At 70.3% G+C, this 23,761-nt stretch carries 25 protein-coding genes; 9 read left to right on the forward strand and 16 right to left on the reverse strand.

Going from position 1 to position 23,761, the window contains the following annotated elements; all coding sequences use genetic code 11:
• Window positions 1-27 precede the first annotated feature (27 nt).
• Genes FCH28_RS02600 through FCH28_RS02615 form a run of 4 tightly spaced genes read right to left on the reverse strand, consistent with a single transcriptional unit; the run spans window position 28 to window position 4,347 of the window.
• Entirely contained in the window at window positions 28-1,083 is a 1,056-nt protein-coding gene (locus FCH28_RS02600) for an NAD(P)-dependent alcohol dehydrogenase (RefSeq protein ID WP_136738001.1), read from the reverse strand.
• Complete coding sequence (locus FCH28_RS02605) at window positions 1,080-1,937, reverse strand: carbohydrate ABC transporter permease (protein ID WP_136738002.1); 858 nt, start codon at window positions 1,935-1,937, stop codon at window positions 1,080-1,082. Before FCH28_RS02605 ends, FCH28_RS02600 begins: the two co-directional genes overlap by 4 nt.
• On the reverse strand, window positions 1,934-2,866 hold the full coding sequence (locus FCH28_RS02610; protein WP_222852375.1) for a carbohydrate ABC transporter permease: 933 nt from the start codon (window positions 2,864-2,866) through the stop codon (window positions 1,934-1,936). The genes FCH28_RS02605 and FCH28_RS02610 overlap by 4 nt, the downstream gene beginning before the upstream one ends.
• Before the next feature lie 14 nt (window positions 2,867-2,880).
• Complete coding sequence (locus FCH28_RS02615) at window positions 2,881-4,347, reverse strand: extracellular solute-binding protein (RefSeq protein ID WP_136738003.1); 1,467 nt, start codon at window positions 4,345-4,347, stop codon at window positions 2,881-2,883.
• 201 nt (window positions 4,348-4,548) lie between these two features.
• On the opposite strand from FCH28_RS02615, the gene FCH28_RS02620 reads away from it, so the two are divergent.
• Entirely contained in the window at window positions 4,549-5,640 is a 1,092-nt protein-coding gene (locus tag FCH28_RS02620; RefSeq protein ID WP_246102289.1) for a LacI family DNA-binding transcriptional regulator, read from the forward strand.
• Between the two features lie 42 nt (window positions 5,641-5,682).
• Here FCH28_RS02620 and FCH28_RS02625 read toward each other — a convergent pair whose 3' ends face one another.
• Window positions 5,683-6,675 (reverse strand): Ppx/GppA phosphatase family protein, encoded by a 993-nt coding sequence (locus FCH28_RS02625; protein WP_136738004.1) that lies wholly within the window; start codon window positions 6,673-6,675, stop codon window positions 5,683-5,685.
• 200 nt (window positions 6,676-6,875) lie between these two features.
• Here FCH28_RS02625 and FCH28_RS02630 point away from each other — a divergent pair, with 200 nt between their 5' ends.
• A complete protein-coding gene (locus FCH28_RS02630) occupies window positions 6,876-7,424 on the forward strand; it encodes a heme-binding beta-barrel domain-containing protein (protein WP_136738005.1) in 549 nt (182 codons plus the stop codon).
• 56 nt (window positions 7,425-7,480) lie between these two features.
• Here FCH28_RS02630 and FCH28_RS02635 read toward each other — a convergent pair whose 3' ends face one another.
• Window positions 7,481-7,759: an antibiotic biosynthesis monooxygenase family protein gene (locus tag FCH28_RS02635; protein ID WP_136738006.1), complete on the reverse strand. Its 279-nt coding sequence runs from the start codon at window positions 7,757-7,759 to the stop codon at window positions 7,481-7,483.
• A gap of 85 nt (window positions 7,760-7,844) precedes the next feature.
• A complete protein-coding gene (locus FCH28_RS02640; RefSeq protein ID WP_136738007.1) occupies window positions 7,845-9,776 on the reverse strand; it encodes a fumarylacetoacetate hydrolase family protein in 1,932 nt (643 codons plus the stop codon).
• An 89-nt stretch (window positions 9,777-9,865) separates the two neighbouring features.
• On the opposite strand from FCH28_RS02640, the gene FCH28_RS02645 reads away from it, so the two are divergent.
• A complete protein-coding gene (locus tag FCH28_RS02645) occupies window positions 9,866-10,459 on the forward strand; it encodes a TetR/AcrR family transcriptional regulator (RefSeq protein ID WP_136738008.1) in 594 nt (197 codons plus the stop codon).
• 85 nt (window positions 10,460-10,544) lie between these two features.
• Here FCH28_RS02645 and FCH28_RS02650 read toward each other — a convergent pair whose 3' ends face one another.
• From FCH28_RS02650 to FCH28_RS02680, 7 genes are all read right to left on the reverse strand, one after another.
• Window positions 10,545-12,386, reverse strand: a complete 1,842-nt coding sequence (locus FCH28_RS02650; RefSeq protein WP_136738009.1) for an ABC transporter ATP-binding protein — start codon at window positions 12,384-12,386, stop codon at window positions 10,545-10,547.
• Complete coding sequence (locus tag FCH28_RS02655; RefSeq protein WP_136738010.1) at window positions 12,383-12,817, reverse strand: lasso peptide biosynthesis B2 protein; 435 nt, start codon at window positions 12,815-12,817, stop codon at window positions 12,383-12,385. Before FCH28_RS02655 ends, FCH28_RS02650 begins: the two co-directional genes overlap by 4 nt.
• Entirely contained in the window at window positions 12,814-13,068 is a 255-nt protein-coding gene (locus FCH28_RS02660; RefSeq protein WP_136738011.1) for a lasso peptide biosynthesis PqqD family chaperone, read from the reverse strand. The genes FCH28_RS02655 and FCH28_RS02660 overlap by 4 nt, the downstream gene beginning before the upstream one ends.
• Window positions 13,069-13,115: 47 nt before the next feature.
• On the reverse strand, window positions 13,116-14,966 hold the full coding sequence (locus FCH28_RS02665) for a lasso peptide isopeptide bond-forming cyclase (protein WP_136738012.1): 1,851 nt from the start codon (window positions 14,964-14,966) through the stop codon (window positions 13,116-13,118).
• Between the two features lie 26 nt (window positions 14,967-14,992).
• The gene (locus FCH28_RS02670) at window positions 14,993-15,103 is read right to left on the reverse strand and encodes a keywimysin-related RiPP (protein WP_136738013.1); all 111 of its coding nucleotides are present in this window, start codon (window positions 15,101-15,103) and stop codon (window positions 14,993-14,995) included.
• A gap of 342 nt (window positions 15,104-15,445) precedes the next feature.
• On the reverse strand, window positions 15,446-16,777 hold the full coding sequence (locus FCH28_RS02675; protein WP_136738014.1) for a cytochrome P450: 1,332 nt from the start codon (window positions 16,775-16,777) through the stop codon (window positions 15,446-15,448).
• A 199-nt stretch (window positions 16,778-16,976) separates the two neighbouring features.
• Entirely contained in the window at window positions 16,977-17,771 is a 795-nt protein-coding gene (locus tag FCH28_RS02680; protein ID WP_136738015.1) for an NAD(P)H-dependent oxidoreductase, read from the reverse strand.
• A 97-nt stretch (window positions 17,772-17,868) separates the two neighbouring features.
• Here FCH28_RS02680 and FCH28_RS02685 point away from each other — a divergent pair, with 97 nt between their 5' ends.
• Window positions 17,869-18,789, forward strand: coding sequence for a helix-turn-helix transcriptional regulator (locus FCH28_RS02685; RefSeq protein ID WP_136738016.1), 921 nt, complete (start codon window positions 17,869-17,871; stop codon window positions 18,787-18,789).
• Window positions 18,790-18,888: 99 nt separating this feature from the next.
• Here the strand turns inward: FCH28_RS02685 and FCH28_RS02690 are convergent, their stop codons facing one another.
• Window positions 18,889-19,221, reverse strand: coding sequence for an ArsR/SmtB family transcription factor (locus tag FCH28_RS02690; protein WP_246102291.1), 333 nt, complete (start codon window positions 19,219-19,221; stop codon window positions 18,889-18,891).
• Between the two features lie 223 nt (window positions 19,222-19,444).
• Here FCH28_RS02690 and FCH28_RS02695 point away from each other — a divergent pair, with 223 nt between their 5' ends.
• Window positions 19,445-20,419 (forward strand): quinone oxidoreductase family protein, encoded by a 975-nt coding sequence (locus FCH28_RS02695; RefSeq protein WP_136738018.1) that lies wholly within the window; start codon window positions 19,445-19,447, stop codon window positions 20,417-20,419.
• A gap of 197 nt (window positions 20,420-20,616) precedes the next feature.
• Window positions 20,617-21,213, forward strand: coding sequence for a Type-2Aa cytolytic delta-endotoxin (locus FCH28_RS02700; RefSeq protein ID WP_136738019.1), 597 nt, complete (start codon window positions 20,617-20,619; stop codon window positions 21,211-21,213).
• Window positions 21,214-21,280: 67 nt separating this feature from the next.
• On the opposite strand, the gene FCH28_RS02705 is transcribed toward FCH28_RS02700, so the two are convergent.
• A complete protein-coding gene (locus FCH28_RS02705) occupies window positions 21,281-21,739 on the reverse strand; it encodes an SRPBCC family protein (RefSeq protein ID WP_136738020.1) in 459 nt (152 codons plus the stop codon).
• 257 nt (window positions 21,740-21,996) lie between these two features.
• Between FCH28_RS02705 and FCH28_RS02710 the strand changes: the two genes are divergently transcribed.
• From FCH28_RS02710 to FCH28_RS02720, 3 genes are all read left to right on the forward strand, one after another.
• A complete protein-coding gene (locus tag FCH28_RS02710; RefSeq protein WP_246102292.1) occupies window positions 21,997-22,455 on the forward strand; it encodes a gas vesicle protein GvpO in 459 nt (152 codons plus the stop codon).
• A 108-nt stretch (window positions 22,456-22,563) separates the two neighbouring features.
• Window positions 22,564-23,016: a gas vesicle structural protein GvpA gene (locus FCH28_RS02715; protein WP_136738021.1), complete on the forward strand. Its 453-nt coding sequence runs from the start codon at window positions 22,564-22,566 to the stop codon at window positions 23,014-23,016.
• Window positions 23,017-23,019: 3 nt separating this feature from the next.
• Window positions 23,020-23,733: a GvpL/GvpF family gas vesicle protein gene (locus tag FCH28_RS02720; RefSeq protein ID WP_136738022.1), complete on the forward strand. Its 714-nt coding sequence runs from the start codon at window positions 23,020-23,022 to the stop codon at window positions 23,731-23,733.
• The last annotated feature ends 28 nt before the right edge of the window (window positions 23,734-23,761 follow it).

The raw sequence follows: 23,761 nt of genomic DNA on the forward strand, positions 1-23,761 counted from the left end.
TCCTTCCTCCCCATGCCCATATGGTGGTCAGCTCGGCTGCGGACGTACCAGGGGCTTGATCGTCGTGCGGTCACGGGCAGCCGCGGTGAGCGCCTGCCCTGCTTCCTCCAGGCCGTACCGGTGGCTGACCAGCCGGTCCAGTCGCACCTCGCCGGAGGCGGCGAGAGCGATCGCGGTCGGCCAGGTGTTGGCGTACCGGAAGGTGCCGGTGACCTCGATCTCGAAGTTTTGCACATGGGCCAGCGGGAGAGGCACCGAGTCGCCGCCCATGCCGACCAGGACCGCCCGGCCGGCCCGCCCGACGGTGCGGATCGCCTCGTCGATGACGGCCGGGACGCCGGAGCACTCCAGCAGGACGTCCGGTGCGAAGCCGGTGGCGGCGAGGCCGGTGTCACGGGCGTCCACGGTGGCGGTGGCGCCCAACTGCCGGGCGAGGTCGAGCCGGTGGGGCGCGATATCGCTGACGACGACCTCCGTGGCGCCGAAGGCACGGGCGGTCTGGGCGGCGACCAGCCCGATGGGGCCCGCGCCGGTGACCAGAACCCGCGATCCCGGGGTGACCCGGCCCTTGCGGGAAGCCCAGACACCCACCGACAGCGGCTCCAGCAGGGCCGCGGCCTCCGCGGTCAGCCGGTCGGGGACGGGGTGCGCGAAGTTCTCGTCCACCGCGACGTATTCGCACAGAGCGCCGTCGACCGGCGGGGTCGCGTAGAAGGACACATCGGGGCAGAGGTTGTACCGGCCCCGGCGGCACTGTGCGCAGGTGCCACAGGGCACGCCCGGCTCGACCGACACCAGCTGTCCCGGCTGGTGTCGCCGCGCCCCCGGGCCGAGGGCGACCACGGTGCCGCCCGGCTCATGGCCGAGGACCATGGGGGAGCGGACGACGAAATCGGCGATCCTGCCGTGCTCGTAGTAGTGGACGTCGGAGCCGCAGATGCCGACCGCTTCGATACGTACCAGGACCTGGCCAGGGCCGGGCCGCGGTACCGGCCGTTCCTGTATCTCCAGTTCCCTCGGCGCGCGCAGCACGGCGGCGCGCATGGTGGACGGGAGGTGCGAGGGCAGGGTGGTGACGGTCATTCTCCGGTCACGGCTCCCATGGTCAGGCCGGTGACCAGCCACCGGCGTACGGCGAGGCCGACCAGCATCATCGGGACCACCACGACGGTCCCGATGGCGGTCAGCTGGCCCCAGTCGATACCGGTCTGGGTGACCAGCTGGCTGGCGGCGATGGGCAGGGTCTGGGTGTGCGGTCCGCTGAGCACGAGGGCGAAGGCGTAGTCGTTCCAGGCGAAGACCAGACACAGCACGAAGGTGGTGACCAGCCCGGGGCGGGTCAGCGGCAGGACGACGTACCGGAACGCCTGCCAGTTGGTGCAGCCCGCGACCTGCGCGGATTCCTCCAGGGAGGCGGGCACCTCGGCGAAGAAGGCACTCAGCAGCCAGATCGCGAACGGCAGGTTGAAGCTCAGATAGGCCAGTACGAGACCGGGCAGGGTGTCGATCAGCCCGAGGAACCGGAAGATCAGGAAGATCGGCAGCACCACGGCGGCGATCGGGGCCATCCGGGTGGAGATGATCCAGAAGGACAGGTGTTTCTTGCCGCGCGCCCGGGTTCGGGCCAGTCCGTAGCCGGCGAGCGCCCCGAGCGCGGTGGCCAGCAGCGCGGAGGCGCCGGCGGCGATCACGCTGTTGCTCAGGTACGGCCAGAGGTTGTTGGCGCCGCCGAAGAGGTTCCGGTAGTGCTCCAGTGTCGGTGCGAACCAGAGGTCGGGGGTGGACGCGGTGACCTCGGCCGTCGGCTTCAAGGAGGACAGCAGCATCCAGCCGAGCGGAACCAGCGTCCATATCAGGGCGAGGGCGAGGACGACGCGTACGAGGGTGCGGGAGGTGCGGGTGCCGCGTTCCAGCGGGCCGGCCGTGGCAGCGGTCATCGGGTCGGCTCCTTTCGTTCGAGGAGGCGGACGAAGTAGCGGGCCACGACCGTGGTGACGGCCAGCATCAGCAGGCCGGTCACGGACGCGTAGCCGAAGTCGAAGAACCGGAACGCGGTCTCGTACAACTCGACAGAGGCCGTCTTGGTCGCGTCGGCGGGGCCACCGCCGGTGGTGTTCCAGATGATGTCGAAGTAGCGCAGCGCGTCCATGGAGCGGATCAGCAGCGCCACCAGGAGCACCGGGGCGATGGACGGCAGCACGATGTGGCGCAGCGTCCGCAGCAGACCGGCGCCGTCGAGGGCGGCGGCCTCCAGCACGGCGGAGGGCACCGAGCTCAGACCGGCCAGCGCGATCAGGGCGATGAGCGGCGTCCATTCCCAGACGTCCATCAGGGTCACGGCGGCGAAGGCCGTCGTCTTGTCGGCCATCACATCGCCGTGGTAGCCGACTTGCCGCAGCAGCCAGGCGTACAGCCCGAAGGTGGAGTCGGTGAGGAACCGGCCCAGCAGGCCGGCGATGACCGGTGCCACGAACATCGGGAGCAGCAGCAGGCTGAGCGCGGCGTTGCGGGCGCTCCGCAGCCGCCACAGACAGATGGCGAGGGCGGTGCCGAGTGCCATCTCGCCGCCGACGGTGAGGACGAAGTACCCGGCGGTACGGGCCCACGCCCAGGCCGTGTCCGGGTCACCGAACAGGCGTGTCCAGTTGGCCGCACCGACGCTCTCCAGCCGGAGACCGCCGAGCAGATGCACCCGGGAGAAGCTCATGGCGACGACCGCGGCGAACGGCAGCAGCGACACGGCGGCGAGCACCAGCAGCCCGGGCGCCATCATCCGGCCGGCGAAACCGGGCAGAGCGATCCTGGAGCGGCGTGCCGGCTGTCCGGAACGGTCGGCACGGTCGGCACCGCGCACGGCGTCGGTCACGGAGGAATCCATGGTCACTTCACCCGCCTGCGGGTCGTGATGCGGTCGATACGGTCGGCGGCGGCGTGCATCGCCGCGGCGGGCGAGGTGTCCCCGGCGAGCATGCCGGACACCTGCGTGTAGATCGTGGTGTCGCACTCCGCCCACATGGGGATCTTCGGCCGCAGTCCGATGTCGGCGCTCTCCCAGGTCCGCCGTACGGCGCGCGCGGACAGCATGTTGGGCATCTTCGAGGGCCGGTGTTCGGCCGCGGTGACGCGCGGCATCGCGTAGACCGAGGTACGGGTCGGGGTGCCGCCGCCCACCGTGCTGGCCAGATTGGCCAGCTGGGTCTTCGGCGCGGTGGCCCAGTTCAGGAAGAGCCAGGCGGCTTTCCTGCGCCGGGGCGGGACGACGTTCGAGATGGCGATCCCGGTGCCGCCGTACATCCCGGCCGAGCGGGCCGGGCCCTTGGGCAGCCGGGCGTAGCCGACCTTGCCCGGCATGGCGGCCTCGTTGGACGCCGCGTACTCGTGCCAGTTGGGACACATCGCGATCCGCCCGGCCCGGAAGGCGGCCCCCACCCCGTCCCAGTCCCAGGTCCGCGAGCCGGGGTCGGCGGTGGCCAGCAGCCGCTGGTAGAACTCGGCCCCCGCGATCGCCTCGTCCGAGCGCAGCAGGCACTTTCCGGGATCCCCGGTGCCCAGCCGGCCCACCTGCTTCCCGTTGTCGAAGTAGTCACCGCCGTAGGACCAGAGCAGGTTGGAGAAGTCGCACATCAGCGAGTCGTGCTGCTTGGCCTGGTGGCCGGTCCCGTACCGCACCTCGTCGGTCTTGTCGTTGAACCAGCGGGCGATCGCGGCGTACTGCTCCCACGTCGAGTCCTCGGACGGTGTGGGGTCGAAGCCGAGATCGTCGGCCATCCGCTCCCGGTGCCTGGCGAACAGGTCGGCCCGGTACTGCCAGACCATGGTCGGGCAGTCGTACGGCAGTGCCAGGACCTTCTCCGCGTCCTGGAAGCGGCCTGCCGCGTCCAGGTGGGTGGGGATGAAGTCATCGAAGCCGCCCGGCAGTTGGGGCAGTGCGGGGTCGTCCTCGAACTCCCGCAGATCGACGAAGGCGGGCGCATACGGGGCGAGCACCTGATACGGGTCCGCGTACACGACGTCGTATGCGCCGTTCCCCGAGGCGAAGTCCAGGGCGACCTTCTGGGCCAGCGCCGACAGCTCCAGCGTCACGATGTTGACCCGTATGCCGGTCAGTTCGGTGAACGGCTTGAGGTTGGCCGCGATCGCGGCGGTCGGTGCGGTGTTCTCGGAGATGAAGTTCAAGGTGGTGCCGGCGTACCGCCGCCAGGGTGCGGCGCCGGCGTCGAAGGCCGCGTCGGCGCGGCTCGCACAGGAGGTGAGCAGACCCGCCGCGCCCGCCGCGGCGGCGCCCCGCAGGAGGGAGCGGCGGCTGACGGGCGGGGTCGGGGGTCTGGCAGGCAGGGGAGAGGACATGGAGGTGCGTCCCTTGGGAGTCGTCGGGGGCGAACATCGATAGGCAGCATTGTTAGCAGAAGATCTCCGCTTTGTTAACGCATCTTGCGTGAAATATCTTGCCGACTTATCGTTGTGGTCGGTGCGGAGGGGCTGCGAGCCATGCCCTGGTGATCAACGCGGCGACCCCGGTGAGCAGGCCGACCGTGCTACGTTCGAGCCATGGTGAGAGACCATCGCCAGGCCACGTTGGCGGATGTGGCGCGCAGGGCCGGGGTCTCGACATCGACGGTTTCGCGGGCGGTCCGCGGGGTGTCGACGGTGTCCCCGGAAGCCCGGAGCCGCGTGGAACGAGCGGCCCAGGAGTTGTCCTTCGCTCTCTCCCGTAGTGCGTCGAGCCTCGTCACGGGCAAGACCGGCCGCGTCGCCGTCCTGACGCCCGGCCTCCCGCGGGCCCCCTGGTTCCTCGGCACCGCCCTCACCGGCTTGGCGGAAGGGCTGCGCGACGCCGATCTGGATCTTCTGGCCTATGTCATCACCGACGCTTCGGAACGGGCGGCCTTCTTCGACCGGCTGCCGGCCCGGCGCAACGCCGATGCCGTGATGGTGATGTCCTTCATCCTCACCGAGGAGGAGCGGGAGCGGCTCGACGAACTCGACGTACCTCTGGTGTTCGTCAGCCAGCACGCACCCGGCAGGGCCAGCGTCTACATAGATGACGCCGCCGGCGCCCGCCGGGGCATGCGGTACCTGCTGAACCTCGGGCACCGGCGCATCGCCCACCTCCAGTCGGCCGCCGTGGACTCGTTCGTCTGGAGCGCCTACGACCGGCTGGTCGGCTACCGCGAGGCCCTGGAAGAAGCCGGACTGCCCTACGACGACGCTCTCGTGGTGCGCGCCGAACTCAACCGTCCCGGCATCCGGGAAGCGATCGGCGCTCTGCTGAGCGAGCCGCAGATGCCCACCGCCATCTTCGTGGAAGCCGATGACATGGCCTTCGAGGTGATGAGCGTCCTGCGATCCTGCGGCATCGACGTGCCCGGACAGATCTCCGTCCTCGGCTTCGACGATCACCCCCTCGCCGAGATGCTCGACCTGTCCACCGTCGCCCAGTCCGCCTGGCACACGGGACACACCGCTGCCGGACTTGTTTCATCGATCCTCACGGACCCGGACAGCGACCCCGCCCGCCACATCGCGCTCCCCACCCATCTCATCCCCCGAGGGAGCACGGCCCCGCCCCCGGCGGACCGCCTTGCGGAGGCCGCTGCCGAAGGACCACCGCCACCAGGTCCTACGGGAGACGGCGCCTGACGGGCCGTCACCGCAGCGAGGTGGCGCAGCCTCCCGCGCCGGTCAGCCGGTCTCCTCGCCGGCGTGGGGGAGCGGGCCGGTGCCGGTGTATCCCCGTTGGCCGGCGGGGTTCCGGGACGCCCCGAGACGTTCGAGCAGCAGCCCCTCCCGGGTGGACCATGGACAGATCTCCACGCTCTCCACTCCACACGTCACCATGAGGCTCTCGGCGACCAGCGCCCCTGCCAGGGACTGCTCGGCGCGATGTCGTGAGATGCCCGGCAGTGCGGCTCGGCGCTCCGGGCCGACGCCGGCCAGCAGGCGGATGGTCGCCCCCAGCTGAGACAGGGTCAACTGCCGCCGTGACCGTCGTGGCCTGCTCCCTGAGGCGTTGGCGAGCCGTGCCAGTTGCTCGAACGTCCGGGAGCAGGCGACGACTCGGTCCCCCTTCTCGGCCGACGGCATACCGGGTGCCGCACTCAGGCAGTGCCGCAGATGCCGCCGGACCTCGTTCAGGTGCTGCCGGGAGGACGCGGTCCCGCCGGGCAGCAGCTCCCGGGTGACGCTCCGGGCGCCCAGTGGAAGGGAGCGCGCGAGCCGGGGCTGGTCACCCGTCCCCGAGGCGACTTCCACGGTGCCGCCGCCGATGTCCAGGACCAACAAGGGGCCCGCCTCGGGGCCCACCCACTGGCGAGCCGCCACATAGGCCAACCGTGCCTCCTCCTCACCGGACAGCACCTGCAGCCAGGTGCCGGTGGCGCGGGCCACCCGCGCGATGACCTCCTCGCGATTGGGGGCGTCCCGGATGACGGACGTGGCGAATGCGAACACCTCCGCCAGGCGCAGCCGCGGGTCCGCGGCGATCGCCTCGGCAACTCCCCGCTGCACGCTTTTGATCCCCGCCTTGCCCAGCCGCCCTCTCCGGTCGAGCGTCTCGTGCAGTCTCAGACGCACCTTGTGGGAGAAGACCGGCTCCAGCACCGAACCCGGTCGCCACCTCTGCACCGTCAGCAGAGCACTGTGGCACCCGACGTCGAGCACACCTGCTTGCTGCATCCCCACCCCCTGTCATCACGCTGCCGGCCCCCCGACCGTGCGGATCGAGTCCCACGGCATCGCAACGCGTCCTGCCGGAAAGGGACTTACACCCACCCCCATTATGTAACCATGATGTCACTGTATGTGGCTATATCGGTGGCGATACCGACGCCCTAGGCTTCCCTTCCGGCATCGACTTCGACCCAGGAGCGCACCTCATGATCGACCCTGCCCGGAAGCACCCGTATCCCGACGCTCTGGGACCGGACGAAGCGCCTGCGCCGCACGCGCTGCTCACTCCGTTGCTCGGGTTCCTGGGAACCTGGACCGGCCGGGGCCGCGGCGGATATCCGACGCTCGCCGAGGAGTTCGCGTATGCGCAGGAGGTCGTCTTCAGTCACGACGGGCGCCCCTTCCTCCGCTACGAGGCGCGCGCCTGGTTGATCGACGCGGACGGGACCCCGCTGCGGCCGGCGGCCCGGGAGAGCGGCTGGTGGCGGCTGCAGTCCGAGGGGCGGGTGGAGGCGTTGGTCACCCAGCCCACCGGCATCGCGGAGATTCTGGTCGGCCGTGCGGCCGATGGCACGGTCGACCTCACCACCCATCAGGTGGCGCTCGCTCCCACGGCCAAGGAGGTCGACGCCAGCCGCCGCAGCTACACCCTGACCGACGAGGGCACGCTCGACTTCGTCCACGACCTCGCCGCGGTCGGCCAGCCGCTACAGCACCATCTCGCGGCCCGGCTCCGACGCGTGGGCGACAGCTAGGCCGCGCCAACCAGCAGACGGCGGCGCAGCAGCGTCGCCGTCTGCCGTTTCACGGCTCAGGCCGCCACCAGGGGAACGATATCGCGGGGGCGTGATTCGCGCTCGTCGTAGGCGACATCCACTCCCGCCTCCGCCACCGCCGCGAACGAGGCGGCCCGTGCGTCCTCGGACTCCCACCGCACGATCGAAATCACCGCGTCGCCGGACGCCCAGCACTCGCCCGACAGGCATCCCGGTGTCCGCAACATGACGTCGCGGACCTGGCGGACGCGGGAGATGAACTCCTCGCGGTGAGCAGCGTGCGGATAGTGGTACGCCACCATTCCCACGTTCATGATGATCTCCCTGGTATCTCTGGCATCTCTGGTATCTCTCGCATCTCTCGGTGGAGCTTCTTGTTTCGGACCCCGGTGGATCGGGTCACTGCCGCCCTCGCCGGCCGTCCCATTCGGCCATCAGGCCGAACAGGGCGAATCTGTCGACCACGGGCTGGTCGGGGTGGATCTCGCGGTAGCGCCGGTAGACGTTGACCACGATCCGTTCGGCATCCAGCCAGTCGGCGTATTCGGCGAGATCGATCCCGAACGCCGCCTCGCGGAAGTCGAGTCCCTTGGCGTACGCGGCGTCCGCCTGCTCGACGACATGGGCGAAGTAGCCGCGGACGGCGCGGATCCCGGCGGCGTCCGTCACCGGGCCGTGGCCCGGCACCACGGTCGGCGCGCCGAGGTCGAGCATGGTGTCGCAGGCGGCGATCCAGTTGGCGATGGGGCCACTCCACACGATCGGTGTGCACCCGATGAACAACAGGTCGCCGGCGAAGAGCACCCCCGCCTCGGGAACGTGCACCACCGTGTCTGCCTCGGTGTGTGCGGGCCCGAGATCGAGCAGCCGCACCTCGCGGCCGCCCACCTCGAGGGTGAGCCGCCGGTCGAAGGTCCGGTCGGGGGCGCGTAGCCGGATGCCGCTGAAGTCGAACGCGCCGAAGCGGTCGCGCAGATACGGTGTGAGCGTCGGCCCGAGGTCCATGACCTGAAGTGCCGTGGTCAGCTCGGGCGGCATCTCGGTGCGCATCTCGTGCGCCGTCCCCTCGGCGGCGAGGACGCGCACGGCGCCGGGGAGCAGTTGGCCGCCGTGGGTGTGGTCGCCGTTGGCGTGGGTGAGCACGGCGTGACCCAGCGGGTGCCGGTCGGTGATCGGCCGCATGCCGGACAGCATCTCGGCCGTGAGCGGAAGGTCGTAGAGCGTGTCGACCAACAGGGAGGCGCCGTTGCCGGCGACGAGCCCCGCGTTGCTCCTGCCGTATCCGCCGTCGGGCAGCAGCCAGGCCCAGACGCCGTCACCGACCTGGTGCAGCCCCTTGGTGTAAGGCAGCGCGGAGGCGGCCGGGTTGGCCTGCCGCCGGCGGGGCTTCGCGGTGGGGTCCGGTCTGGCGGCGAGCGGATGCGGGGCGGTGCCGGCCCTTACGGTCTGCCGCACCTCGCCCAGCCCCTCGGCGTGCAGCGACACCACGTCACCGTCCTTGAGCCAGCCGCGAAACGCGGCGAGGTCGTCGAAGTCGAGATGTTCCGTCAGGCAGCAGCCGGGAACGGTGCCCGAGCCGAAGACGTCTCCCGGCTGGAGCTCGACCCCGCGGGACGCGTACGAGATGACCTCGCCGAAGGACCAGTCCATGGAGTCGGTGCGGCCCTCGCCGACCAGCTCGCCGTTGACCTCGGCGCGGACCTGGAGCGCGAGCCTGCCGTCCGGGCCGAAGGGCAGTTCGTCGGGTGTGACCAGCCACGGCCCGAGCGTGGACGCGCCGTCCTTGCCCTTCGCCTGGCCGATCTTGAGCTGGCCTTCGAGGGCCTGGAGGTCGCGGGCGCTCCAGTCGCAGAACAGGGTGTAGCCGGCGATACGCTCCTCGGCCTGTTCGGGTGTCAGGTCCCGGCCCGTGGCGCCGATCACCGCTGCGATCTCCAGCTCGAAGTCGAACCAGGCGCTGCCGGGAGCGATGGGCACGTCGTCATAAGGGCCGATGACGCCGGCGGGGTTGGCGAAGTAGAAGGCGGGGATCTGGTACCAGGTCGGCTCCAGCGTTCCCGTGCCGCCGGTGGCTCTGAGGCAGCGGCGCATGTGGTCGAGGAAGCACAGGCAGTCCCGAACCGAGGGCGGCCTCGGGATGGGGGCTTTGAGTGTGACGTCGGCCAGCGCGACGACCTCGTCGGGCTCGGCGAGCGCGCGCCGGCCCGCCTGCCGCAGCGAGCGGCCCAGCAGTTCGACCAGGGGCGTGCCCTGCGGTAACGCGTGGATCAGGTCTCCGTTGATGACGCCGGCCCGGTCGCCGTCAGCCGAGGCGTATGTGACGAAGCGCAAAACAACCCCTCCTCCATGCCCTGCGGGAGTCCCGTGCTGCTCTGTGTTGGCCAGCATAGAATATTATTGCGAGCATAGAAGGAGGCAGGGTGGCGACACGGCGAGAGCAGACCAGTCACGAGAGCAGCGAGCGGATCCTCAAGGCGGCCGCGGAGCTGTTCGCGGAGAAGGGCTACCGGCAGACCACGTTCGCCGACGTGGCCGAACGGTCCGGCATCAGCAGGGGATCGATCCCGTGGCACTTCGGCAGCAAGGAGGGCCTGCTGCTGGCCGTACTCGAACGCTCCGTGAGCCTGATCGGCGCCGGCCTGACCGAGCCGGACGAGCCCGAGGAGCCGGCGGCGGGGTTCGACCGCCTCGTGGCGGGCGCCCAGGCCCTGCTCGAAATGCCCACCACCAAGCTCTTCGTCACCCTCCTGGTGGAGGCCCTGGAGCCGGGCTCCCCGATCCACGGCCGCTACGTCGAGATCCACGACACCCTGCGCGGCCACTGCAGACGATGGCTGGAACAACTGCCGCTGCCACCCGGCCTGTCCGCCGACGCGCTGGCCGTCACGATCAGCGGCGCCGGAATCGGCATTCACCAGCAGTGGCTCCTGGCCCCCGACCGGATCGACCCCGAGGCGGCCATGGCCGCGCTGCGCCGTATGGTGGCGGCGGTGGTGCTGCCGGTCGGGGAGTGAACGCGATATGCGCCGCGCGGCGTGTTGGCGTTCTGCAGAACGAGGACGCCGGACACCCCGCAACGACCGGACGCCCGCTGCGAGTTCAGTGGAGCCGCATCGCCCCACGCCCGTTCGTGCTCGGTGTCCGCAGGGCCTGCCCCGCCGCCAGTTCCCGGTAGGCGGAGCTGGTCGTCAGGAGGTCCTCGTGGCGGCCCGAGGCGATGACGCGGCCCGCCTCCAACAGGACGATGCGGTCGGCGTTCTGGACCGTGGAGAGGCGGTGGGCGATGACCAGGAGGGCGCACTGGCGGGTGACGTCCTGGAGCACACGGCTGAGCGCCGCCTCGTTGATGGCGTCCAGATGGGAGGTCGGCTCGTCCAGGAGGAGGACGGACGGGCGGGTGAGCAAAGCCCGGGCGAGGGCCACGCGTTGGCGTTCTCCCGCGGAGAGGGTGTTGCCCCGTTCGCCCACGGTCCCGTTCAGACCACCGGGCAGGCGGTCGACCACGTCCGTGAGGTTGGCGAGCTCCACCGCCTTGCGGACCTCGGCCGGACTCGCCGTGGGTACCGCGTAGGTGATGTTGTCCCAGAGCGAACCGTGGACGACATGGGTGTTCTGGTCCACGACGGCGATGCGCGCCCGGCACTCCTTGCGGCCCAGTTCCGCTGCCGGGTGTCCGTCGAACCGGAGCGTTCCGGAGTCCGGCTCGTAGAAGCGGGCGATCAGGGCGAAGATCGTGCTCTTGCCGGCACCCGACCTGCCGACCAGGGCGATGTGCTGACGGGGTGGCACCGTCAACGAGACGCCTTGGAGGACCGGGCGGCCCGGCCGGTAGCCGAAGCGGACATCGTCCAGGGCGAGGGCGGGCTCCGGCGCGGGCGGCGCGGACCGTGGGGAGCAGCGGGCGGGCACCGGCCGTGCCGGCGGCTCCGCCTCCGACGGCTCCGGTTCCGCGGGCTCCGCCTCCAGGGAGAGCGCCTCGTCGATGCGCTGGAAGGCTCCCATGCCCCGCTGCACCAGGCCGATCGCCCGGAACACCGACGACAGCGGCACCACCAGGTAGGTGGCGTAGAGCATGAAGGCGACGAGATCACCGAGCGTGTTGGCGTTCCCGTTCACCCGTAGGCCGCCGATGACCAGGACGAGCAGGAACGAGCCGTGTACGGCGAGTTCGACGGCGGGGCCCAGCACGGATGACAGCCGCGCGGTGCGCACGCCCGCTCTGTACGCCGTGTCGATACAGACCCCCATCCGCTCGGCCTCCCGTTCCTCGGCCCGGTGGACCCGCACCATCGGCAGTGCGCCCAGCGCCCGTTCCAGTTCGGCGGCGATCGACCCGATCGCCCCCTGCATGTGCTCGGCGGCGGTGCGCAGCCCGGTCAGCAGCGAGGCCACCACCACGGCCGCCGCGACGACTGTCAGCGTCACGAGGAGCAGCAGCAGCGGGTCGATCCACAGCATCAACGCCACGGCTCCCACGGCGACGAGGGAGCCGGTCATCAGGTCCACCAGCGCTTGCGCGACCACCTCGCGCAGCAGGGAGGTGTCGGCGGTGACCCGGGAAATCAGATCGCCGGTGCGATGCCTGTCGTACTCCCGCATCTCCAGGCGCAGCAGCCGGCCGACCAGACCGCTGCGCAGACCGCGGACGACCCGCTCTCCCATGCGTTCCAGTACGAACCGGCCGGCCGCGCCCGCAACCGCTTCGGCGACGAAGAGAGCCGCGAGGACCAGCAGCGGCCCCACGATGTGGCCGTGGGCGCTCGCGTCCACGATCTTCTTGGCGAGCAGCGGCTGGGCAAGCCCGAGGGCGGAGCCGGCCAAGGTGAGCACCGAGGCGACGGCCATCGCCGACCGGTGTCCGGCGGTGAGCCGGAACATGGCGGCGATCGCGTACGGCACCGAGGGGCCGTCCCGTCCCGTGGCCGCCGCCTTCCCGCTCACCGGGCCGCTCGCCGTACCGGGGCGACGGACAGCAGGCGGTTGAAGTAGTCGTCCGGCACTCCTTCGTCCACCAGGCGACCGTCGACCTCCACCCAGGCGTGTGCCGTGAACGGGGGCACCACGCGTACGCCGGTGCACCAGGTCGGCCAGGTGCCGCCCAGCCGGCACAGCAGTGCGGTGCCCAGGGACCGCGGAAGGCAGCCGCGTGGGCCCGCGCACAGGAGGCTGACCGCGCACATCGCGTCCCGTGCGGACTTGGCCTGTGCGGCGGTGGCGGGCGCCGCACCGTGCCGTACGGCTGCGAGCACCGCACGGATACGGCGCGGTGGCAGGAAGGACAGGAGGAGGGCGACGATGAGGACGAGCCGTGCCGCCAGCCGTCGGGTGAGCGGGATGCCCGTCGGCCGCGTCAGTGCACTTGGTGTCGTCATACGGTCAGCCCCGAGGTCCGCAGCAGGTCGAGAAGCGCGGCGACATCCTGTTCGGCCCGAGCGCGGTCGATATCGAACTCGGCGATGACCGCGTCGACCGCGTCCGCCTCCTCACCGCCTTCGAGCAATGTCTGGACCACCAGTGTGCCGGTGGGGTTGAGTTCCCAGTAATGGCCGCTGCGCTGGTCGAGCAAAACGGTGCCGTATTCTGTCTCCGCAGTGGTGATGTCAGTGGCGAAACGCAGTGCCATATGGCGAGTCCCTTTCTGCCGTGAACCGACCAAACGCCCTTGGGATTTCAGCCGCTGGAAACCTCTCGCCTATTGCGCGAAAGACTTCGCAGCCACACTTCGCAGGCGATCGTCGAATACAGATTGCCCTCGTTCAGGCCGGGCGTGGACGGCCGTCGGGCCAGCTCCCGCAACGCACGACCGTCCACCAGGCCGAGCCGTGCCAGATGCGAGTCCTCCCACAACTCCATGAGGTCGCCGCGGCGTTCGCGCAGTCCGTTGGAGGCGTCCATGGACGCCTGCGCCTTGTTGGCGCGCTCCAGGCACACATCCGGCACGATCCCCCGCATGGCGGCCGTCAACAGGGGCTTGTAGGCCCAGGGCGTGACCCGCTCGACGGGGTTGACGGCCAGGCACGCCTCGATCACCCGGTCGTCGAAGAACGGCGAGGCCATCGGCACCCCCGCGCGGGCGGCCATCCGGTCCCACTGCCGCACGATCCTCGTGCAGATGCGGATCTGTTCGAGGTCGGTGTGCATGCCCCGGTCGGGGTGGAGCGGTACGGCGCTCTCGGCCGCGTCGCGCAGCGCCCGCGCGACGGTGCGCGCCGCCTCGGGAGTGACCCAGTCGAACAGTCGCGGCGGTGAGCCCCAGCCGAGGGTTCCGCTGACGGCCGGCGGCATGGCCTCGCGCAGCCGCCGGCTGGAGTCGGCCAGCCATCGTCCGTACGAGCGGGAGTCGGCCAGAGCGCGCGCGGTGTCGCCCAGCGGCCAGTGGAACAGGGTGCGGAAGCCGCGCAGGTTCCGGAGGGCGGGCAGCGGGCGGGTGCGGATGAGCCGGTGGTAGTAGGCCTCCGAGCACCAGGCGACATGGTCGCCTCCGATGCCGGTGAGATGCAGTCGGCTGCCTCGTTGCCCCAGTACGGGCAGGTGGTGCAGGACGCGTGAGCGGTCCATGACGCCGATGGTGGGCTCGTCGACGAGGTCGTCGATCGCCAGCAAGTCGTCGTACACCAGCGGTGATTCGTCGGCGTCCCAGATCACGTGCTCGACGTCCGGGAGGAACCCGGCGGCCTTCTCGGCCCAGTACAGGTCGCAGTCGGCGGGGTCGCGGCCTGGCCAGGTGCTGGCGACCACACGAGCCGCCGACCGCGCGGCCAGGAAGCAGACCGAGGTGGAGTCCAGACCGCCGGACAGGTCACAGCTGACCACGCCGCCCGCGCTCGTACGGGCGTCGACGGCGTCCGACAGCGCCTCCCGCACCAAGGGCACGCTCTCGGCCAGCGAACGCACCGGGTCGGGCGGCGTCCACCAGCGCGAGTGCCGAGCCGTCCGACCGTCAGGCGAGACGATCACGGCGTCCTCGGGAGGCACGGCCGTCACGCCGGACCAGAGCGAGGTCTCCGACAGCGGATAGGGCGCCGGCAGCAACAGCCGTACGGCCAGCCGCTCTTCGTCCGGTTCGGCGCCGATCGCGGCGGCGAGCACATCGGCGCTGGTCGCGGCCACCTGCACACCGTCGACGGCGGTATGGAAGACGAGGCGGAGGCCGGATGCGGTCCCCTGCACGCGCAGCCGCCCGTCGAGCGCGGCGACGAGATGGAAGCTGCCGGGGAGCCTGCGGGCCAGTGCGTCGAGTTCGGTGAGGTCCCGCAACCGGTGTGCGTACCCCTTGAGTTCGTCCGGGCCGACCGGGCAGCAGCCCACCACGGCGATGGCGGCCTGCCCGGCGTGGGCGGAGACGATTTCCTGGTCGCTCCACCGGCCGACCAGCCATGGCCGGCCCGAGGGATGCGCCAGGGACCTGGCTTCTGGACGGAGGAAGGAGCGGGCCGCGGTGACCGCATCCGCGCAGTCCGGAAAGACCGCGAAGTGCGCGTCACCGGGGCCCACTCCCGCCGTCTCATACGACGTGGGCATAGTGTCGATTCTGTGAGTCGACTGCCTTAGTTCTTGCTGAAGATGAGACGGTCGTTGCCGTGCTTCGCCAAGAGACCGGTCCGCTGACGGAATGTGCCGAGCCGGACGAGAGTCGGGGCTTCGTATGCCTTCTTCATGACGCTCCTCAGTGTTGGTGTACCTGTCACCCTGGGCTTACCGAGAATCGACGTGCACTGATCCCGGCGCTGTCGCGATCGCGTAATTCGCGTCGCGCCAGGGAGTTGAACGCATGGGAATATTAGCGCCGGATCAGCGATGCACGGCAAGCCCGTAGAGGAAATAAATACCGTCGAACAGAATTCAATTACCCGACCGGGAGGAGTCGGTGCCGGGAGTGATTGCTGTTTCTCATGTGCGAGCGGTGGTCTCGTATTGTGACGCCCGAATGCGGCACCCTGTGCGGCGAATGAATTGATGTTCGATGAAATTCGCTGCGGTCCCCGGCCCTCCGGCCCGTTTCAGGCGAGCGGCGGTCCCAGCGTCGCCGGGGTGGCGCCGTCGGGACGGACGGTGATGCCGTACGCCGCCTTCGTGGGGGTGGAGTGGAAGGCCGGGGTGTGGACCGGCAGCAGGTGTTCGAGGAGGACGGTCGTTTCGCGGAGCGCGAATTGCAGACCGAGGCAGGCGCGGGGGCCGATGCCGAAGGGGAGGTAGGCGCCCGGGTGGGTGGGGCGGCCGTCCGGGGTCGTGAAGCGCCGGGGGTCGAAGTGCTCCGGGTCCGGCCACAGTTCGGGAACGCGGTGGGTGAGGTACGGGCTGATCAGAATGTCGGTGCCCGCTTCGATGGCGTAGCCGGCGAGGGTGTCGTCCTCGGCGGCATGGCGAGGCAGGATCCAGGCGGCCGGATAGAGCCGGAGCGTCTCGTGGACCAGCGCCTGGAGGGCCTGGCGGCGTTGCGTCGACCCTTCGGCGCCGGCGGCAAGGGCCTGTTCGCGGGCGGCGGGGTAGCGGTCGAGGAGGAGGTAGAGCCAGGTCAGGGTGGTGGCGGTGGTCTCGTGACCGGCCACGAGCAGCGTGATCAACTCGTCGCGGATCAGCTGGTCGGTGTATTCGGGGCGGTCGGTGGCGGCGTCGAGCAGGGTGTGCAGCAGACCGGAACCGTCGGGGCCGGTCGCCCCGCTGCGGGCGGTCTCGATGGCGTGCCGGGCGACCGCGTCGATCCGGGCGAGGTCGGCGGCCACCGTGTCCTGCGCGTCGGTGGCATCGGCGGGCAGCGTCGGAAGAGCGGCCATCACGGCCTCCACGGAGGCCAGTTCACGCTCGGTCCCGTCATCGAGGGGGTGCCCGGTGAGGGAGCGCCAGATGGTGTCCAGGGCGAAGCGGCGCATCTCCCGCCCGACATCGAAGGTCTGCCCGGTGCGGGCGTACCCGTCCCAGCGCTCGGCGGTGATCCGGGCGGCCTCGGCGATCCGCTTCTCGTAGCGGCGCATCCCGGTGCCGGTGAACTGGGCTTGCAGCAAGCGGCGCTGTCGCTTCCATGCCGCGCCGGTGGCGGCGACGACGCCGTCGCCGATCAGCAGGCGGGCGCGGTGGGAGCGCTTGACGTACTGGTCCGGGTGCCGGGCGAGTACGTGTTGGACGGCATGGGGGTCGGTGACGAGGACGGTGCGGGCCGGTCCGAGGCGGAACGCGGCGATACCGCCTAACCGTTCGCGTACCTGGGAGAGCAGATCGACCAGTTCGCCTCCCGTGGAGTGCCACCGCTCCACGAGTGCGGGCTCGGCTTCGGGGACCGGTCGCCCCGTTCCGGGAGGGTGCGGGAGGGCGCCGAGGCTGGCTTCGGTGGCCACAGTCTTCTCCTGATTCAACTGCTGGGCTTGGTCCCTGACGGGGCGTTTGTCATCACGGACTGTACGTGAGTGGCGGCATGCGGTGACAGTCCGCGGAGGGATCTTCGCAGGTCCCGTTCGCGCGGAGGGATCCTCGGAGATGCGGATGGATCCCCCCGCACGACCGGATGGGCCCCCGCACGAACAGTGCCCCGGTCGCTCAGCCCCGCGGGCGGATATGGAGCTCAAGTCCGCTCGTCCCGGGCGCCTCCGCCCCCGGCAGCAGCCGCATGTCGTGGTCGTAGTCGCCACCGACGAGCGACCGGAACGGGACGGGTTCCTCAGTGAAGAGTCCGTCGAGCCGTCGGCCGTACTCCCGCTTGACCGCCGCGAACCGCTCTTGTGGCAGGTCGACCGTGCCGTAGACCGCGAACGGGTCGAGCGGTGCCATGCCGGTGAACCACAACACCCCGTGTTGCAGGGGGTGGAGGACATCCGCGAGGTCTCCGTGGATACCCCGGTCGGAGAACGCCGACTCGCGGGCGCCGATCGTTGTCGACAGCAGTGCCCGCCGTCCTCCCAGGGCGCCCTCGCTGTAGGGCGGGAGGACCGCCGGGCCGTGTGCGAACCCGTTGGTGAACACCCGGTCGATCCAGCCCTTGAGTATCGCGGGCACGGAGAACCACCACATCGGGAACTGCAGAATCACCGCGTCCGACCAGCGCACCTTCTCCTGCTCGGCCGCGATGTCGGGCGAGAGCCGGCCCGCCAGTGTGGCCCGCTCATGCGCGGCCAGTACGTCGAGGCGCTGGTCCGCGGCGTCGTCGGGGAAGTCGTCGGCGTCCACCGCCGCCTTCCACTTCATCGCGTAGAGGTCGGACACCTTCACCTCGTGCCCTGCCGTACGCAGATGCTCGACCGCGAAGTCGGCCAGGGCGGCGTTGAGGGAACGGGGCTCCGGGTGGGCGCTGACAACGAGGATCTTCTTCTGCCGCTGCGGCGTGGAATTGCTCATGCGGCCACGTTCGCGCAGGTGGGGTGGGGTAGCCAGCGCCCTGTTCGACCGGCGGACCCGCGGTCCTGGTACTGCGGGGGCCACCCATACTTGAGGCATGGACGGCGTGGACCAGATCAAGCACACGGACGGCACGGCCCAGCGGATCGACGGGATCGACGGCATCGGCGACACCCGGCGGGCACTCGGCGGCTTTCTGCGCGCCCGCCGGGGGCGTGTCGCACCGGAGCGCGTCGGGCTCGCCGGCGGCGGCCGTCGGAGAGTGCGGGGGCTGCGCCGCGAGGAGCTGGCCCAGCTCGCGGGGATCAGCGTGGACTACTACGTACGCCTCGAACAGGGCCGGGCCACCCAGCCGTCCCGGGAGGTGCTCGACGCGCTCGCCGGGGCGCTGGGGCTGGACGCGGCGGAGCGCAGGCATCTCGCCACCCTGGCCGGTGCCCACCGCGACCCCGCGCCCGAGGCCCGGGTCAGCCCTCTGCTCCAGCGGGTGCTGGACACCATGGCAGAGCTTCCGGCTTTCGTGACGAACCACCGCCTCGACGTGGTGGCCTGGAACAGCCTGGGCGCCGAGCTGACCGGCGGCCTGGGCGACCCGGGCCGCCGCGACCGGAACAACGCCAGGTACCTCTTCCTCGACCCCGCCGCCCGGCTCGTCCACCCCGAGTGGGAGGACAGGGCGGCCGAAGCCGTGGGTCAACTACGGGTCGCCGCGGGGCGTTACCCCGACGACGGGGAACTGGCCGCTCTCGTCACCGAACTGTCCCAGCACAGCGCCGAGTTCCGGAGCATCTGGGCCACCGGAGAGGTCGTCATGTGCGCGGCGGGGCGCAAACGGCTGCGGCATCCGGACGCCGGACTGCTCACCCTGGACTTCGAGACCCTCCACGTGCCGGCGGCGCCCGGCGAAACGGGCCTGGTCATGCATGTGTTCAGTGCCGAGGAGGGCAGCCCGGACGCTATCGCCCTCGCCCGGCTCGCCGTACGGGCAGCCGGCGGCCCTGGCATCGCGACGACCTGACGCGCGAACGGTTCCGCGGCCGGTGGGTCCGCGGTCGGCGGGCCCGCGCGTTGACGCCGCCCGTCTACGCCACCCGGCCTCGTCGCCCCGGGGCGCGCTCTAGTCGGGCCGGTCCGGACGCAGCACCAGCTGGAGCAGCCCCGGGAAGCGGGTGTCGAACTCCGCCCGGCGGAGCCGGTTGACGCGCTTGGGGCCCTGGTCGCGCTGCTCGACGAGGCCCGCGCCGCGCAGTACGGCGAAATGGTGGCTGAGCGCCGCCTTCCCGACGGGCACGTCGAAGCTGCCGCAGGCCCGCGACCACTCGGGAGAGCCGGCCAGCTCCCTGACGAGGGTGAGTCGTACGGGGTCGGCGAGGGCGGCGAGTGCGGCGAGGAGGGGCACGTCGTCGGGGTGGGTGTGCTCGGGAGCGGCCCGATGGCTCGGGGTGGTCACGTTGTCCTCCCGTGCGGATTCCGGCTTGCCGAGTGTTCGATGGAAACCATACACTGCGCCGAGTGTTCGCTTTTGGTTGAACACCATGACGCCCTGAGCGCCCTGAGCGCCCTGAACACCCTGAACACGCTGAACAGTCCTCGTTGAACACTTCTTTGTCGGTACATCTCGTCGGATGCTCCTCGCCGAGCAGCCGAGGAACAGTCGAGCCGGAGGCAATGGCATGCGCGCGATCGAGTTTGTGGAGTACGGCGGTCCCGAGGTCCTGACCGTGGTGGAGACGGACGCACCCGAACCCGGCCCCGGGCAGGTGAGCATCGACGTCGCGTACGCGGGCGTGAACTTCGCCGACCTGAAGGCACGTGCGGAGGGCTACCGGGTGCCGGCGCTGCCCTACCGGCCCGGTCTGGAGGTCTCCGGACGGGTGCGGGCGGTCGGCGCGGGCGTGACCGGGCTGTCCGCCGGCCAGCAGGTGACCGCCCTCACGGATGGCGGCGGCTACGCGGAGGTGGCCGTCGCGGAGGCGGCGACCGTCTTCCCGCTGCCGCAGGGTGTCGACCTGCGCACGGCCGCGACCCTCCCGACAGTGCTGCCGACTGCGTACGCACTGGTGCACACGGTGGGCCGACTGCAACCGGGCGAGACGGTGCTGGTCCAGGGCGCGGCCGGCGGAGTCGGCACCGTCGTGGGTCAGTTGGCGAAGGCGGCGGGCGCGGGCGCGGTGTACGGCGTGGTGTCGTCGGCAGGCAAGGCCGAGTACGCCCGCTCGCACGGCTACGACGAGGTGTTCGTCGGCGACTTCGAGAAGGCCGTCCGGACGGCGACCGGGGAGCGCGGGGTCGACCTGGGCCTGGACCCGGTCGGCGGCGAGACGCTGAAGGCCACTCTGTCCTCGCTCGCGGTCTTCGGCCGCCTGGTCTCCTTCGGCAACGCGAGCTCGGCCGAGCCGTGGCGCGTGGGGCAGCCGGAGCTGTATCCCACGGGACTCTCGGTCGGCGGCTTCTCCATTCTGATGCTGGCCCGCACCGCCCCCACCGCGCTGCGGACGCTGGCCGAGCGGGCGTTCGCGAAGCTCGCCGACGGCACGGTCTCCCTGCCGGTCACCGCCGAGTTCGCTCTGGCGGAGGCGGCGGAGGCGCACCGGCTGATGGGGTCGCGGACGAGCACGGGCAAGCTCCTGCTGAAGGTGGCCGGCTAGGCCGTTCCGACCCCGGCCCACCGGACAGGCCCCAGGCCCGAGGCCCCAGGGCCTGTCCGCCCCGACCGATCGGGGCAGGGCCGGACATCTCGGTGCGGCCGTGCCACCCCGCGGAGGGCGGCGCATCGGCCCGTCGGACGCGACGGCATACTTGCCCGTCGGCGCGACGTGTTCATTTCCGCATGTGAGGAGCAGTCATGGCCGATCAGCCCGATGCCGAGAAGACCACCTTCCGGACGGTCTTCGAAGTGGGCCCGGACGCCCTGGCGCAGACACAGCGCATGGCCGACACGTTCCAGCACGCCATCGCCCCGGCGACCGTCGACCACGACTTCGGCGAGATCAGCCGTGCCGCGGAGGCGATCCCCGACAGCTCGACGGTCAAGATCATCCGTGGCTGGGGGCTCCAGGAGACCGCTCCGGTCGGCGTCATGGTGCTGTCGCTCAGGGAAGCCGTCCGCCAGGGGCTCACCCATCCCTTCGGCAACCCCGCCCTCTGGGAGAAGACCGAGGCGGCGCTCGCCGACGCCTTCGTCGGGCTCGGCGAACAGGAGGGCACACACCTCTCGTTCTACGGGGATGCCACCGACAGCACCAGCTACTACTACAACCTGCTGTTCGCGCTCCAGGACGAGGAGACCGAGGGCTACGTCCACGCCCTCGCCTTCTGCGTCAATGTGACCGTCGCGCTGGACGGGGAGAAGACGCGCGCGCTGACCCTCGACGACACCGCATGGTTCACCATCCGGCTGAACGCGATCGCCGTGCGACAAGCCCTCAGGCCCACCGCCTGACCGTCGGCCGGGGCGTGGCGCCGCGCCACGCCCCGGCTCGCCGCGATGCGGGCGGCCAGGTGCGCGGTCAGCCAGGTGTGATGCGGCCGCGCCAGGCTCCGGATTCGGCGCCGCGGTGCTCGATGTAGTCCTTGAAGCGCCGCATATCACCCTTGACGCGGCGGTCGACGGTTCCCGACATGAGGGCGGCCCTCTCCGCCAGGCTGGAGGGCTCGACTTCCATCACGAGCTGCACCCGGGTGTGGGTGCCGTCCAGGGGCTGGAAGCCGACCAGGCCCTGCTGCCAGGTGTCGCCGGCGGTGGTCCGCCAGACGATCCGGTCGTCCGGCAGCTGGTCGACGATCTCCGTCTCGAACTCCCGCCGCACACCACCGATCTTGGTGGTCCAGCGGTTGTGCCGGTCGTCGAGCTGGGTGATCTTCTCGACGCCCGCCATGAAGGTCGGGAACTCCTCGAACTGCGTCCACTGGTTGTAGGCGGTGTGGACCGGGACCTCGACGTCCACCGTCTTCTTCACCGTGCTCATTGCTACGCCTCCTCAGTGGTGGTTGGGGCATTACGCAGGTACGAAATGTGCGGTGCATACCTCGCGTGGTGCAGCGGCTGCCCAATAACCGGCTTCCTAGACCACGTCCTCGGCTGTTTTTCGGGTTCCGCGCCCCTGGACGCCCTCGGGCATACCGTCCTGAGGTCGCATCAATTCGACTTCGAGCAGGGGGACTTGGCGCAGGGAACGACCAATAAGCGCTGGTCGACGGGCCCCACAGGGCTCGTAGTCATGTCGTGGCCGCGGACGGCGCGCCCAAAAACCGTGCTTCGGACGAGGTCGCCACGCATAGGTCCGAATCCCTCGGGCACCCGAACCTCTATCGCCAGCAGACGGCCAATCGTCCCCAGACAGACAACCCCACGATGTACGACAGGGCGGGATTCATGGCGACCGAGGAAGACGAGGAGCGCAGGGCGACAGACAGCGGCAGGACGGAGCGGATAACGGCTCCGGCGGCAATGCGCCATGCCTCGGGACAACTTGCGGAGATGCTCCGATGTGAACCCGGCACGGTTTCGGCGCTCAAGCCCACACACGACGGTTGGTCGGCGAATGTGGAGGTCGTGGAGATCGAAAAGGTCCCCGACACCACCAGTGTGATGGCTTCCTACCGCGTTGATCTGGACCCCAAGGGCCGGCTCCGGGAATACGAGAGAGTTCGTCGGTATGCGCGGGGCCACCTCGACACCTGAAGGGTGCCGCCTCGACACCTGAAGGGTGAGGTGTCGGCAGCGTATGGCGTGAGTCTGACACGAACGGTTCCATGACCCGCTCCAGTCCACTGGAAGGGACGATCGACCGTGACTGTCGTTCAACAATCAAAAAACGCGCCCACCAGCGGCAGCGGCTCGGGAAATCTCTACGACGTCCTTGAGCTGATCCTTGACCGAGGGCTCGTCATCGATGCCTTTGTACGGGTCTCCCTCGTCGGCATCGAAATACTCAAGATCGACGTACGCGTGGTCGTCGCGAGCGTGGACACGTATCTGCGCTTCGCCGAGGCATGCAATCGCCTGGACCTGGAATCAGGCAGCAAGGCGCCGAGCCAGCTCACTGAACTGGTGGGCGAGGCGACCGAGAACGGCGCCAGGAGAAAGTCGAAGGGCGCACTGGCAGGCGCCGTCGAGGCAATCGGTGACTCCCTGCACCAGGGCCGGGAACCCGAGCAGGAAGAACACGAGGAAGCCCACACGGGCCGCAAAACATCCGCCACCGGCGGCCGTCGCACCGCCCGCCGACGTGAGGAGGACTGACCCATGACGACGTACGTCTACGCCATCACCGGGGCCGAACACCCCCTCCGGCTGTCCGGAATCGCCGGTGTGGGCAACCCCGCGGCGGAGCTGCGCACCATCCGGACGAAGGACCTGTGTGCGGTGGTCAGCGACGCGCCGGAGGAGCTACGGGCCAAGCGCCGGGATGTCGCGGCTCACCAGGATGTCCAGGAGCGGCTTCTGGCGGACGGTCCCTCGTTGCCGATGCGCTTCGGGCTGATCGGCCCCGACGACGAGCAGGTCGCCTCCGCGCTGGAGGAAGCCCACGACACCTACGCCCAGCGCCTCGAAGAGCTGGACGGCTGCCGGGAGTACCACCTCAAGGTCGCCTGCGACGAGGACGACCTGATGCTGGAGATCGCGCGGGAGTCCGACGAGATACGCCGGCTGAACGACCACACCCGGGAGAACCCCGGCGCGTACGACGACAAGGTGGCGCTCGGCGAGCTGATTTCGCGGGAGGTCTACACCCGCCAGGAGCGCGCCCGTACGGACATCGTGGCCCGGCTCGCCCGGTCAGCGGTCCGCACCGTGACCGGCGAACCGACCAAGCACCATTTCCTCAACGTGTCGTTCCTCGTCGAGCGTGAGAACGCGATCGCTTTCTCCCATGCGGTGCACGAGGAGGAGGAGCGGCGCGGCCGGACCTACGGTTTCCGCTTGTACGGCCCGCTGCCTCCGTACAGCTTCGTCTGACAGCTCTTCCCGCGAAGGAGGAAGACTG

This window comes from Streptomyces piniterrae (assembly GCF_005048155.1).
GTDB lineage: Bacteria > Actinomycetota > Actinomycetes > Streptomycetales > Streptomycetaceae > Streptomyces > Streptomyces piniterrae.